Origin of the sequence: Cellvibrio sp. PSBB023, from assembly GCF_002007605.1 — a bacterium.
GTDB lineage: Bacteria > Pseudomonadota > Gammaproteobacteria > Pseudomonadales > Cellvibrionaceae > Cellvibrio.
In genome coordinates this window covers 679,100-693,514 of the sequence record NZ_CP019799.1, presented here as the reverse complement: position 1 = coordinate 693,514, position 14,415 = coordinate 679,100, and the positions used below count along the sequence as shown (strand labels likewise).

Below are 14,415 nucleotides of genomic sequence, written 5' to 3'. Positions count from 1 at the left end.
CTTACTCCTGCCCGGACACCAATGCACCCGCTGCCAATTCAATGCGGCGCTGGCATAACTGCGCCAATCGCTCTTCATGGGTGATAAAGACCAATGTTGTTCCCTGAGCGCGATTTAACTCAAACAGCAAATCAATGATGCGCGCCCCCGTTGCGCTATCAAGGTTGCCCGTAGGCTCATCGGCAAACAGCACCTTAGGCTCACTGGCAAACGCCCGCGCAATTGCAACACGCTGCTGCTCGCCACCCGACAATTGTTGTGGATAGTGATGCAAGCGCTGCTCCAGACCAACACGCTGTAAAAACTCGCGCGCCTTGCTGTCCGCAGCCTTATCGCCACGCAGCTCCAGAGGCAGCATCACATTTTCATGCGCACTCAACCCCGGCAACAACTGAAACGACTGGAAAATAAACCCCACATTGCCTGCGCGAACTTTTGCGCGCCCCTCCTCGTCCAACAAAGAAAGGTTGTGACCATTCAGGATAACTTCACCGCTGCTAGGCACATCCAAGCCAGCCAAAATGCCTAGCAAGGTCGACTTACCAGAGCCCGATGCGCCCGTTATTGCCAGAGACTCGCCAGCATTCACAGTGATAGAAATAGGATGGAGGATCTTTAGTGAACCCTCCTGCGTATTCACTTCTTTGGTAACAGAATTTGCTTGAACCATGGCAACAACAGACATAATTAAGTAACCTTTATCCAATGAGTCATCTGGCTGACAACCAAGCCCAGACAAAAAGTAAGTTCACACACCAATACATCCATTCTATTGGCATAGGATTTTGATAACCATGAACAAACTGAAGATTTACCTGTTTTTACTCCTGACAATTGTCATCAGTCATGCATACGCCCAACCAAAAACAACCATTCTGGTCATGGGCGATAGCCTGAGTGCAGGCTATGGTATCGACATAGAGAAAAGCTGGGTCAGCTTGCTGGAGAAGGAATTAACGAAGCAAAAAGATATACAGATCATTAACGCAAGCGTGAGCGGCGAAACAAGCTCAGGTGGAAATACTCGCCTACCGGCACTACTGAACGAACATCAGCCACATGTAGTTATTTTAGAATTGGGAGGCAATGACGCACTGCGTGGCCAACCACTCAAACTGCTTGAGAAAAACTTACAATCCATGATTGATGCCAGCAAAAAATACAATGCAAAAGTATTACTCACCGGCATGCAAATTCCCCCAAATTATGGAGCGCGTTACAGTAATCAATTTAAAGAGCTTTACCCTAAATTAGCTACAAAAAATGATATTGCATTGGTGCCATTTTTACTGGAGGGCATTGGTGGAAACGCAGAATTAATGCAACGCGATGGTATTCACCCAACGGCAGAAGCACAACCTATTATTGTGAATAATGTGCTGCCTGAGTTGCTAAGTGTTTTAGAAAGTATTTGAAATATCTAAACAATCTGTCGAAATAGCATATATCTGATCAACCGCCCCACGAGCCAATTACTATTTCTTGAAACGGACAAGCCTGCATGCTTGTCCGTTATTTTTATGTTAACTTCCTACAGAAAACTGCTGCGTATAATGATTATTATTCGAGGCAGTCAATAACAAATATTCCTGCGCACGTGTCATAGCAACATACAACAAACGCGCTTCTTCAGGCTTAGTGTCGTCATCATCGTTTAAGCTGCCTAAGCCTGCGACTATTACGCGAGGAAATTCCAAGCCTTTGCTGCTTTGGCGAGTAACTAATAACACTTTATTTTCCGCTGGGTCGTAGTTACGGCGGTTTTTCTTGTCGCCCATCCAAATAGCAGGAATAGCGTATTGGTTGAGTTCGCGCAATAAGGCTTCACCGAACTGGTGATGGCAATAAATAACTACCATATCAGACCAGGCAACACCATCGTCGTGCCATTTCTGTAAGCAAGCACGAATAAATGCCAATTCCTGTGTGCGATTAGGCAACAACCGAAACACCGGTACAGTACCGGATTTACCCGCCATTTCCGGTTTAACCAGCGGCACCGAATCTTCGTCGGCATCCTTTTCTTGCAAGTAGTCTTTAGCAAAATCAAACGCAAAATGGAGTATCTCACGGGTATTGCGGTAATTTAATTTGAGAATGCTGGTGCGACCGCGCGCTTGAATGCCAACACTGGATAACGTAAAGCTCAAGCTATTTTTCTTTTTGTAAATGGATTGTGCGTCGTCATAAAGCAGAAGCAGTGAATTCGTTTCCGGGTCGATCATCTGCACGATGAGCGTTAACCATTCAGCTTCAAAATCGTGCCCCTCGTCAATCAACACCGCGCCATATTGCGCGCGCGGAATTAACCCCTGCTCTACCCCCTGAATCACACTCAACACCTGCCGCTCCCACACAGGCGCATCGCTTTTAATGGTATCCACATGGTAGCTACGCAACTGCTGGCCGCACCAATCATGAAAATGATAAACCTGCACCTGCTCTACTATGCCTTTATCGCGAATAAACACACGCAGCTTGGCCGCCAGGGACATGTTGTAGCACAGTACTAAAATAGGTTTGGATTGGGTTTGTGCCAAATACCAACAGCGAAAACCAAGAATCAATGTTTTACCGGAACCAGCTACCCCATGCACAACGCGATGCCCTTCTCCAAAGCTACGCGCCAACTGTTCTTGCTGCATATCCATGACTTTTACAATATCGGGGACATCAACCGGCTTGATGCTGTCATCCGTTGGCGATGCAAATAAATCTATCGTTCCTGCGCCAATGCGAATCTCAGGAAACAAGTGCGCGCGAATACGATCAATTTGCGGCAGGCTTAATTTTTGCGGGAATTGATAATTAAACATGCTCCATAAACGCTGCTGAAATTCTTCCGAGTCGCATTTTTCCAGAATTTCATCCTGACAAATCACCAAATGTGCAGGTAATACCGATTCGCCATCCTCACCTAATGCAGCCTGCAATTGTTTACGGGAAATATTGGTGAATACCACACCGTAACCATAAGGACACACCAACCCACCTTTATGTTTTCCTTCCGGTTGCGCCAAGGCTTTATCGCGCTTTAATTTATTCACCACTTGATAAGCACACTGACGCGCCTGTTCAATAGGATTGGGCTGATTAATAACGCCGTTTGGCGTCAGCAATGTAAAGGTTTGGTGATTCATGGATTGGATGGTCGGCAACTTCCAATCCTTCACTTCTAAAAACAATAAGCCACGGCCCGGATGCAAAATAATAAAATCTGGATAGCGCCGCGCATCCCCCACCGGAACATCAAACCAGCAGAGGTAATCATCCTCTAAAAATTTCTCCAACCGCTGCCCAAACCGGCGTTCGCCGGTGGTCATTTTGGTGGAGCTGGAATTTATATTGGGAAGAATTGTGGCCATAAGGTGATTAAATTTTTATGAGGTATTAAATTAACTCGCTTCATAACTCTGCAAAATCAAATCTTTCGCTTTTAACCAATCGTTTTGGTTGCGAATGATTACTTCAAAGTCGCCGGTTCCCCAGTGACCTATATTGGTAACATTTCGAGTGAAGCCATCCTCATTGGCAGATTCGCCGGGGAGTTTTAGGTAGACCAATAGCTTGGGGTCGTTTTTTCCTGGCATAACAACCACAGACATAAAATTGCGGATACGTTTGAATACGGTATAGAGCTTTAGCTCTTTGCGCTGGACTTCATCGCCCAGTTGTTCGGAGTAGCTGCAAACCGCTTGAAACAATTCGACTAATTCAGGTGATGCTTCTGCTAAGCGCTCGCCTTGAGTTTTGTCTCTGCTGGCAGAAGCAGCCGTTCTTCGTCCGCTTTCATCACTAGATGATCCAATTATTTGAGCAACTGTTTGTGCATTCACAAGCTCTAGTAACAACAAGTCAGCGCCAAAATAACGGTAGCGCATCAGCTCAATATTACGATTGATTTGCTGCACTGCGTGTTCGTCGTATTTATTGAAATCGGAAGCGATGCAAATCAAGCGTGTACCATTCCACTCGATAGCCTCAGCGGTTTCTTTACCCAAACTTTCCATCACCAACCACTTAAATTCAGCTTGGTGATCCAAAAGCCAATCCAGATAAAACAGTCCTTGGTTAATCACATTTTCATTGGTGTGACGCTTGTACTCCACAATTACCGGACAACTGTTTTCGTCCAACCCTAATGAATCAATTCGCCCTTTATGAGTTTTGCCGGTGCTGTATTCAGTCGCCAGAAAACGAACACCCAGCAACACCTCCATATGCCGCTCGATATGGTGTTGCAGATCCTTTTCTAATACTGCTGTTTTGGCCTCTAACTCTTGAGCTGATTGGCCATTTATTGAAAACAGTTTTATATCACTCACAGGTCAAGTATCTCCGCCATATTGAGCGAGGCAAATTGATAGGCATTCGTTAATTATTAAAGGCATTGGCCATTTACCTTTTCAGCCAAGCCTTCACTCTAATGAATCAGTGCAGAATCAAAAAAATTGGAATCTCAGAGGCTGCTTTGAAAACTGTAGGAAGGCACCTATGGCTCTTCCAACCCACAATTGACTCAAAGCTTTATTCACTTCCAAATTCCATGCTGTACTCACATAAAATTTTCTAGGGTTTATGCTCCAACAATGAAAATTTCATCTCCAAGCCGTCCAGCGGCTGTAGAAAAACGCCTATACTCAAACTGCCTCGCCGATTCGGAAATCCGATTTATATTTACTTGAATTGCATCCTGGAATTGAGCTGCACTTAAACCATGACCGTACGCATATCCAACATGATTAGTAATTACAAAACGGTCATGAATGTAATTATTGGGCCATACCCAAAGTTCGACCTCAAAACCTTGTGGCAATAAGGGCTGCACGCATTCATTCATACCACGTTCAATATCCGTTCTTATTTTCCTACGTCGATAATCGATATCTTGCTGTTCGCAGGTATGGATAAATATTTTTTTTAAGCCGAACCGTCCTGCGGTAATTGAACTAATACAATTTATTATCGGCGTTCTAGAGTCTTCATGTAGAGGATCAAAATAAGGATCTATAAATAGAACAGGCCTATTAGAAAATCTTAATGACTTTTCGATTGCGCTTGAAATTAGTAAAGCATCCCTTTGAACAGATTTGGTTTGCTCAATATCCCAATCAGCAGGCACGCTCTCTAACATGTTTCGGTAGTCGTATAATTTTTCATCCACTGAGACTTGATCACTTAGTATCCCTTCAAAAATCTCCTGACCATTAAGTAATTTTGCCTTTTCTACCCAAGTATGGGCGTCAAGAGGTTTACCATCTCTTTTAACGAGCGAGGACTTCTCAAAACTTCTAAGATTGTCAAAACACTTTCTTTTTGCGATCGTAGTCAAGCCCAATAACTGGATTCGACGCTCAATATCTCTATACCACTGATGAGGAATCGCGCCGATAACTCGCCCTTTATCAGCACCAAAATCAGAAAAAAAACGCTGGAGGATTTCCACACTCGAACATATAACTTCTGGATTAACAGCATATTCCCGTATCATTAAACCTCCTTATATCGTTCTTCAAAAAATCCTTCAGGCCAATCTAACTCAAAATCACCATCAGGCAAAATTCTTTGCCTTTGATAATACGGTCTTCCATTTTCATCTGGATAAACACAAACAACACTTATAATATCTGGATCAATTTTTAAGTCAGCACCATCGTTTTCATTTTCTCGCACTCGATTAAGTAATCTAAGCATTAAATGTTCGCTATGAGTTTCGATTAAAAAAAGCCTATTGGGATTTTCCTTAACTGATTTAATTATCAAATCTGCAATAATAAGCTGCCATCCAGGATGGATATGTAGCTCGGGTTGCTCCACGGAAATAAAAGAGAAACTTTTATCAGCGGCGGCAACTATAAAAGGAAATATTTGTGAAACTCCAATACCTAGCTCCATAGGTTCATGAGCAATATCCATTACCTTATCAATAACTTTCACATGATTATAAAAGCCATGAGAAGCAAATTGATATTTTGATAAAAGCCCTTTTTCCCCAAAGCATTCATTTACTTTTAACTTAAAATTATCATCTGAAAAAGCAAATTTATCCCATCCCGCAAGCCCCGAATACCAATCGTTTGGCTCTTTATTGGGTGCATACCCTATTGGCGGAACAACTCTGACTGGACCAATATGTATCAATTTTGTTAATTCTTTTATAAGAACTTTAAAAGGCCCACAAATTATTTGACTCAATATCACTTCCAAAACTAACTTGCCAATGTATGGATTATTTCCAAAATTTCCGGTGTCAGTCCAACTATTCTTGTTAATTGAAAGCCGAAAATCGGCATTGGGAACCGCAGAATCGAGCTTATCTAAATATATGAAACTGTCACCTCCGACCCCATCAGCAACTATTTGAGATATCGATGGGTCACCGTAGTATTCATTCATTTTTTCAATACACTCTGGATTTAGCACCAACCATATCTGTTTGCTCAAATCTTCTCGTGATATTGCTGCAAACAATTCACCATTCAAAAATATTTCAGTTCTTTTTATATATGGAACACCATCAGAACCGCCAGCAATATCTAACTTTATGCTCATCGAAGCTAAACTTGGCTCATTTAATTGAAAGCCATCGGATGATTCAATTGAATCCGATATATACAATTCCTCTGTATCACTTAAGTAGGAGTGCAAGATAACATCGGTTGTATCAAGCTCAACCTCAATAGAAATCACATTATCAAGGTCTTTTCCATGGACCAAGTTTTCAAATCCATTTAAATAACAACTCGCACCCTGCTTGAATGATTTTATCGGATCAAGATTTTTATTAATTAATATTTCATATAAGTATAAAAAAGATTGCAAAATAGTGCTTTTACCAGAACTGTTACCTCCAAAAAGCAACGTAATAGGAGCCAAAGGAATGGTTACTGTTGATTTGATTCCTTTAAAATTGGTTAACTTTAATTTTTTTATAAGCATTTCAAATATCTCCGGAAAAACATCGCTGACTTAAGGAAGCAAACAAATTTAAATCACCCTTACTGAAAAGCTCAGACTGATGTTTTATTGCATTTTTTACTCTTATATATTTATCTTGCAATTCCATAGGCGGGATAAATATTCTGAACTCGCCCAAAACAGTTTTATTTATTGTAGCGATGCCAGTAGTCTGTTTTCCCACCTTGAGAAAATAACGTTTTCCTCGCTGAGAGGATATCAAAGCACTTAAAAATTCAGGGTAAACAATTTTTTTATTAGAAACTTTAATTCGCACTGAAAAAATGTGATTCTGATGGATACATCTCTCGATTTCATCATTCCACACATAACCACGCCCTAACTTGTCGGGATCACCTCCCTCCGTAAGCAGGATGTCGCCTTTTTTAAGAATGCATTTTTTAGCATCATTTTCTGAGACTACGATATTCTTAATTTCAGACAGATCCAAATACCCATCCTGAACATTAGCTACTCTCAAATAAGGGAGTGTAACGGATCTATTTAAATCTATTATTTTCCCTTTAGTTACTCCTGAACGGATATCAGCCACATCTGTCAAAACATATTCATTCCATCCTTTAGAATTACTCACCGGATCACCAAACATTTCTAAAAACACGGAGCGAAGGAAATCGTCGGCGAGTTTTATGGCTTGTTGGCGTTTGCGGCGGATGGCATCGGCTTTGTCGAGGATGGCGGCGATGCGTTTTTGTTCTTCTAATGGGGGTAGAGGGATTTCAGTTTCATTCGCCCTGCTAATTGTGTATGCACCAACTGTTGCACCACTGGAGTTTTGTATGAAACGTTGCACTTCGACGCTATTTAAGGCGTGCCAAACATATGAAGTATCGACCTCAGACTTCTTTCTCAGCCAGATAACACTTGCATCTTTAAAATAAAAGCGATCATGCGCTTTGACTGCATATATTTTCCCCAAAGTTCCAACAGCGGTAACTAGTAGATCGCCCTCTTTGGGAATGCCATATTTATGCTTAAATTCTTCATACATGGATTCATCGATAAATAGTTCGTTATCGACTATTCCTTCTCTCGAAAGAACAGCAACTTCTCTTGCTCGATAAAAAGGAACACCCTCACTACGCCAGTCCTTTTCATGCACTCGTTTACTGGAAGTAATATCGAAAATATCTCCCAATTTCACCAAAGGCCAACTCACAGCATCGCCTCCAACTCATACAAATCCTGCATGATTTCTTGCTCAAGCTTTTTAAGCTCTTTCAGAATTTCTTTTGGCGGTGCGTAGCTTTGCTCTTCGTAAACCACTTCTTTGTAGCGGTTTATGCTGAGGTCGTATTTCTGTTCGGCGATTGCGGCTTTATCCACCAAGAAGGCTTTTTGTTTTTTATCGCTCCAGGCTTTGGTGCTTTTGCCTGCTTCGCGGGCTTTGCGGTATTTTTCGTATTGCGCAATTAAATCTGGCAGGTCGTTGTCTTGAATGGGTGTACGCTTGTCGTCTAGCGAGTAGCCGTCTGCCGCTAAATCGTAAAACCATACTTGATCGGTTTCACCGCCTTTGGTGAAAATCATAATCGCGGTACTGACACCGGCGTAGGGTTTGAATACGCCCGAGGGCAAGCTGATGATGGCTTCTAACTGGTTACGCTCGATCAGTTCTTCACGCAATTGTTGGTGGGCTTTGCTGGAGCCGAAGAGTACGCCGTCTGGCACGATCACGGCGGCGCGGCCACCGGTTCTTAGCATGCGCAGAATTAACCCGACAAATAACAATTCGGTTTTTTTGGTTTTTACCAAACGCAGTAATTCTGGCGCTACGTCTTCTTCATCCAAACTGCCTTTAAACGGCGGGTTGGCGAGGATGATATCGAAACCTTCATTGGCCGCTTGTGGGTGACGCTCGGCAAAGCGTTGGCTGAGGGTATCCTGATAGTGAATATCCGGCTCCGCTACACCGTGCATGACCAAATTCATGGCGGCAATGCGCAACATGGTTGCGTCAAAATCGAAGCCATGGAACATATCGGTATCCACATGGCTGCGCTGATCGCCCAGCAAATCACCGGTATACAGCGTTTGAATTTCTTCCTCGCCTTTTTCATTAATCACCTTTTCAGTGATCGTGCCTGCGGGCGAACTGTATTTTTGCAGAATAAATTCGTAGGCATTACTTAAAAAACCGGCTGTGCCGCAGGCGGGGTCGCAAATGCGGTCATCGGCACTTGGGTCCATTAGCTCCACCATGGCGCGGATGATGTGACGCGGCGTTCTAAACTGGCCGTTAATGCCTGCCGTAGTGAGTTTACTTAACAAGTATTCGTACAAATCACCTTTGGTATCGCCTTTGTCCAAGGGCAACTCATTCACCATGGTGATGGCTTTCATCAGCAGTGAGGGCTTTTGTACCATCAGCTGTGCATCTTTCATAAATTCGGCAAACAAGCTGTTGCCATCGGCGGTGCTTTTGAAATAGGGAAATAGTTCATCGCGCACCAGCACCAATAATTTATCGGCAGATTCGATATGAATTAAATTTTGCCAACGAATATGTTGCTGCTCATCATTAAAGCGACGCTTGAACGGTTTTTTAGTACGCAGCGCTTTTTTCTCGTCGCTGGTTTCGTTCATATCCAGCAGGCGCGCGTACATTAAAAAGGTAATTTGCTCGATAACCGTTAGCGGGTTGGCTACGCCGCCCGTCCAGAATTCTTCCCAAAGTTTATCGATTTTGTTTTTCAGTTGACCGGTGATCATCAGGTGTCTCAATAAGGTGTTAGGGTTAATAACTCAGTTCGAATAGGAACTGGGTACTTGGGGATTTTGTTGCTGTACTTGCGCTTGCTTTTTGCCAAGCTCTAACGCGAAGTCGCTGATAAAATTGGCAATCAGTTGCGCTTGTTCTTCTTTAAATAAACCGTCTACACCGTCTTGGTGCAGGGCAATAAAGGGCTGCTCATACAAGCGGCTAATGCTCATCTGGCCGGTGCGACAGATTTCACTTTTTAATAATTCCAAAAAGCGCTGCTGCAACGCATTCAGGCTGATGTGATGCTGCTGCACAAAAATTTCAAAACGTTTGCGAATGGCTTGCTCATCCAACCCGATAATGGTGCGCAAGAGCTGATCTACCCCTAGGGAGGATTCCGGGTAGAACTCTTTCAGGAGTTTTAAATCCACCCGCGCATTTTGCGTATGCACCAAGGCATTGAGCTGGTTTAACTCTTCCTCTGTGACTGGCTCACCGGCGCGAATTTTTTGCAGAACCGGGTCTTGGTTAAATAACGGCTCCAGGGTTTTCTCTACTTCTTGCCGGTAGATTTCATAATCCACAGTGCGGATATTGGTTTTCAGTTCTTTAATTTCGAACTTATCGGCATGCTCTGGAATATCGTAAATGGTGATGGGCGCTGCTGGCGGTTTAGCGCCAGGATTATGCAGATGAATAACGCCGCGCAATTCGGTGCGGGCTTTTTCCAGCTCATCAAAATTCTTGAGATCCCAATAACTGTCTTGCTGGATGGCATTGACAATTGGTGCCTTGGGGCGCAGTTGGTTGAGGTGCATTTGCAAGGTTTTGACTTTGTGGAGCAAACGATCTTTGGTTTGATCTTGCAATTCAGGGTGGTTCAGCCAGGCGTGTTGGACGGCGAGCACATCCTGATCCCAGGCCAGCGCATCACCCTGCCCTTGAATATTGCGCCACTGCATTAAGGGCGCGATATTGTCTAACAGCACTTTGCGTGTAGCGGGCGCAAATGAATTGAGCACAGCCAAGGTGCCGAACTCGTGTTTTAGTTTCCAGTTGTCTTTAATGGCGATGCAATTGTCATCCAGCGCATCTATATCTTGCTTGATGAGCATGACCATTTTTTCAAACTTGGGCAGGTCGCCCAACGCTAATGCATCGGTCGCAAAATTAACGCGCGCTTCAAATAATTTTTGCGCAACGGATTTACTCTGGCGCTGCTCTTCTTCCTCATGCTCTACCGCGAAGTAATCAAAGTTTCCCCAGTGATCAAAAATCAGAAATTTGGTTTTGTGTTTATCTTTGCCAAACAAATGTTCACACAGGCGCGTGCCCCGCCCTACCATTTGCCAAAACTTCACTTTGGATTTCACCGGCTTGGCAAAGACCAAGTTGAGCACTTCTGGCACATCGATACCGGTATCCAGCATATCCACCGAAATGGCGATGGTGACTTGCTTGCTGCTGCCATCGTTTAATTTGAAGTCATCGATTAATTCTTCGGCGCGCTCGTATTTGGAGTGAATCACGCGGCAGAAATTGCCTTGGGTTTCTTTTAGGTAATTGGGGTACATCTCACCAAAAAGTTGCGCCAGCAATTCTGCATGCTGAATATTGCGTGCAAAAATCATGGATTTGCCGAGTGTTTGGCCATCGGCCATGCGCAGGCCGTTTTCCATTAGATTGCGCAGAATCGCGCGGTTGGTGTCTTTGTTGTAAACCGCCTTATCGATTTCCTTTGCATCGAAATCCAATTCGTTCGGGTCTAAGCCCTGATCTTCCAGGGCGGCGATTTGTTCGTCGCTCAGGGATTTTGCTTGAATACCTTCGCGCAAAAATTGCGTGGTGTGGCTGACAACTTTAAAGGGCACAAGGTTTTTGTCTTCCACGGCTTTTTCCAGCGGATAATTCGCCGTGGGTAATTTGTATTCGCAGCCGAACAATTGGCTGGTGGAGCGGCTAATCATTTCTACCGGTGTGGCAGTCAAACCCAATTGCAAGGCATCGAAGTATTTAAAAATATCGCCATACACGTTGTAGATGGAGCGATGGGATTCGTCGGCAATAATCAAATCAAAAAAGCCGGGATCGAACTCTTCCATAATGCCCATCATACCGGGGTAAGTGGCAACGTAAATGCGCGCATTGGTCACATCAACTTTTTTGCTTTTGCCCACAATGTACGCCGGCTCGGTAAGGTACTCGGTGTAGGCTTTGCCCGCTTGTTTGCGCAGCTCTTTGCGGTCGCATAAAAACAATACGCGCTTGGCCCACCCGGCATCGATCATGCGTTTGGTCAGGCCGATGGAGACGCGGGTTTTACCCGTACCGGTTGCCTGCACTACCAGCGCTTTACGGTAGTTCTGGCTAAAGCGTTCGCACACGCGGGTAATGGTTTCGATTTGGTAATCGCGCCCGGCAATGTCGATGCGAATCGGCGTAGTGGCTAAGGGCTTTTTCTCGCTACGCTGGCGAATTAAATATTGCAGACTTTCTTTGCTGTAATAGCTGTAGAGTTTGCGCGGTTGATAGCCTTGGGCATCATCGCAAATATAAATCTCATAGCCATTGGTGTAGAACACCACTGGGCGCTGACCGAATTTTTTCTCCAGGGCATCCGCATAGAGAATGGCTTGCTGGCGACCTTTTTCGACATTTTCGCGGGTGCGCTTGGCTTCGATCACCGCGAGCGGTTTGCCGTTGTCATCCCATAAAACGTAATCGCAGTAACCAACACCTGAAGCCGTTGGCTGGCCGTCCACTTTTTCTTCGCGGGTGACTTCGGCGGTATTTTTGCCGTGCACTAAATCAACATCCCAACCGCGTGAATACAATTCGGTATCGATCATGCGGCGGCGGGTTTCTGCCTCGTTCAATTCCAAACTGTTTTTGGCGACCGCACTGGCGTGCTGGAATTTAGCTTGCTCCGCCTCGGTAAGCTGGATTTTTAATTTAGCATTTTCACGCACTGCCGCTTCTTCAGCCGCTTTTGCTGCTTCTAATTCTGCAAGGGCTTGCTCTAAGCGCGCTTGATGCTCTTCGGCTTTTTTGGGATTCGGTTTTTCTTGGAGATGCGCGGGCGATACAAAAGGCTGCACCACAACTTGATCGCGCGGCTGGGTGGATAGTAACAACCAGTAGCTGAGAATGTGTGCTTCTTTTAGCAACCACAGGCTATCGCCCTTGGCAAATTTGCCATCGTGCGCGGCGCTATTGCCGACTTTGCGAATCGCGTGAAATTTATCGAGGATGGATTTATCAACCGCAGCGGTGAATACAGCGGCTTGCAGGCGATCTACAAATTTATCAGTCGGTTGACTGGGCAAGCGAAACTCGCGGTAGACAATACCCACCATCAATTCCGCAAAGCAGCGTAACTTGATGAGCGCACTTTGCGGGTCATCAAACGCGTACTTTTCTGCATGACCGCCAAGGCTAGCCAAATCAGGCCAGTAAGGTCGAAGCTGCTCGAAGTTTAATGATTGCATAAATAATATTCTTTCCATGACAACCCAGCCCTGCCACACCTTGAGCAAAAAGGGTCGGAGCCGCGCCAAGTATTATTGGATGTTGTAGCTTTTGATTCGCACATCATTCACTGAAAGCCGTGCGAAAGCTCGATAGTAACCGTTTTGTGAATTGACGCAAGTATCAACCTAATCCACGCCAATCTGCATTGAACGTGGTGATTGCTGCTGAGCTGTAATGAAATTGTTGTAGATGCTGAAAGATAAAAGACCAAAAAAAACCGCCCTGAACCTGTCAGGGCGGTTTTTATGTATTCAGGAATATTACTGGATTAAACATGGTGCCCGAGGCCGGACTTGAACCGGCACGACCAAAAGATCGACAGATTTTAAATCTGTTGTGTCTACCGATTTCACCACTCGGGCAGAGTGCTTTTACTTCGGTAAGTAAAAGAAAAATGGAGGCGCGACCCGGAGTCGAACCGGGCTCAACGGATTTGCAATCCGACGCATAACCGCTTTGCTATCGCGCCATTTTGAGAGGCCGCAATTCTAGCGGACTCATTTTAAAAATCCTAGTCTTTTATACGGGTGGTTATAAGGTTTTTTGCGGATTGTTTAAATACTACTCAAGTCGCTTAAAAAGCCGTTATTTTTGATCCTTTGCGGGCAATAAAAACGGCCAGGCAGCGCGCAGATAGAGCACCATGGACCACAGGGTCAGGGCCGCGGCGCCCGCCAAGGCGATAAACCCCAAGGGCATGAGTAGCGGCACATTCATGAGCAGCACTATAATCGCGGTCATTTGCAGGGTGGTTTTTACCTTGCCTATACCGGATACCGCCACACTGGCTCTCTGCCCTACTTCGGCCATCCATTCACGCAATGCAGAAATCACTATTTCACGCCCGACAATCACCGCAGCGGCAACGACAAACCAGGCAGAATCATGATGCAAAGTAACCAATAGCAATAAGGCGATAGCCACCATCAGTTTGTCTGCTACCGGGTCAAGGAAGGCACCAAAAGGGGTACTTTGATTGTATTTACGCGCGACGTAACCATCGGCCCAGTCGGTGATTGCTGCAACACTGAAGATGATTGCAGTAACAATATGTGACCAACCAAAAGGGAGATAAAAGACAAACACAAATAGCGGAATCATAAATATCCGCATCAACGTCAATTGGTTGGCAAGATTCATAGAGAGGTCTCGGGTGTCGCTTGAAGTCATATAACCGGCAGAGATAATACACCAGCAACATA

10 protein-coding genes and 2 tRNA genes are annotated in these 14,415 nt (G+C 44.7%); 1 reads left to right on the top strand and 11 read right to left on the bottom strand.

Translation table 11 applies throughout. From position 1 onward, the window contains the following. Nucleotide 1: 1 nt before the first annotated feature. Nucleotides 2-685, bottom strand: a complete 684-nt coding sequence (locus B0D95_RS03085; protein WP_078042526.1) for an ABC transporter ATP-binding protein — start codon at nt 683-685, stop codon at nt 2-4. Between the two features lie 109 nt (nt 686-794). On the opposite strand from B0D95_RS03085, the gene B0D95_RS03080 reads away from it, so the two are divergent. Then, entirely contained in the window at nt 795-1,415 is a 621-nt protein-coding gene (locus B0D95_RS03080; RefSeq protein ID WP_078042525.1) for an arylesterase, read from the top strand. A gap of 108 nt (nt 1,416-1,523) precedes the next feature. On the opposite strand, the gene B0D95_RS03075 is transcribed toward B0D95_RS03080, so the two are convergent. The 10 genes from B0D95_RS03075 to pgsA all read right to left on the bottom strand — a co-directional run bounded on the left by B0D95_RS03075 (nt 1,524) and on the right by pgsA (nt 14,353). After that, nucleotides 1,524-3,365, bottom strand: coding sequence for a 3'-5' exonuclease (locus B0D95_RS03075; RefSeq protein WP_078042524.1), 1,842 nt, complete (start codon nt 3,363-3,365; stop codon nt 1,524-1,526). Between the two features lie 30 nt (nt 3,366-3,395). Beyond that, nucleotides 3,396-4,325, bottom strand: a complete 930-nt coding sequence (locus B0D95_RS03070; RefSeq protein WP_078042523.1) for a DUF5655 domain-containing protein — start codon at nt 4,323-4,325, stop codon at nt 3,396-3,398. A 251-nt stretch (nt 4,326-4,576) separates the two neighbouring features. Next, nucleotides 4,577-5,491 (bottom strand): hypothetical protein, encoded by a 915-nt coding sequence (locus tag B0D95_RS03065; protein WP_078042522.1) that lies wholly within the window; start codon nt 5,489-5,491, stop codon nt 4,577-4,579. Continuing rightward, nucleotides 5,491-6,939, bottom strand: coding sequence for an AAA family ATPase (locus tag B0D95_RS03060; protein WP_078042521.1), 1,449 nt, complete (start codon nt 6,937-6,939; stop codon nt 5,491-5,493). Before B0D95_RS03060 ends, B0D95_RS03065 begins: the two co-directional genes overlap by 1 nt. Nucleotide 6,940: 1 nt before the next feature. Next, nucleotides 6,941-8,137 carry a restriction endonuclease subunit S gene (locus B0D95_RS03055; RefSeq protein WP_210403673.1) on the bottom strand — a complete coding sequence of 399 codons (1,197 nt, stop codon included), beginning with the start codon at nt 8,135-8,137 and terminating at the stop codon, nt 6,941-6,943. Next, entirely contained in the window at nt 8,134-9,690 is a 1,557-nt protein-coding gene (locus B0D95_RS03050; RefSeq protein WP_078042520.1) for a class I SAM-dependent DNA methyltransferase, read from the bottom strand. The genes B0D95_RS03055 and B0D95_RS03050 overlap by 4 nt, the downstream gene beginning before the upstream one ends. 33 nt (nt 9,691-9,723) lie before the next feature. Further along, complete coding sequence (locus B0D95_RS03045; RefSeq protein ID WP_246841710.1) at nt 9,724-13,170, bottom strand: DEAD/DEAH box helicase family protein; 3,447 nt, start codon at nt 13,168-13,170, stop codon at nt 9,724-9,726. A 318-nt stretch (nt 13,171-13,488) separates the two neighbouring features. After that, a tRNA-Leu gene (locus tag B0D95_RS03040) sits at nt 13,489-13,575 on the bottom strand. A gap of 33 nt (nt 13,576-13,608) precedes the next feature. Further along, nucleotides 13,609-13,682: transfer RNA gene (locus B0D95_RS03035), tRNA-Cys, on the bottom strand. A 116-nt stretch (nt 13,683-13,798) separates the two neighbouring features. Next, the gene (gene pgsA / locus B0D95_RS03030) at nt 13,799-14,353 is read right to left on the bottom strand and encodes a CDP-diacylglycerol--glycerol-3-phosphate 3-phosphatidyltransferase (protein ID WP_078042518.1); all 555 of its coding nucleotides are present in this window, start codon (nt 14,351-14,353) and stop codon (nt 13,799-13,801) included. Nucleotides 14,354-14,415 lie beyond the last annotated feature (62 nt).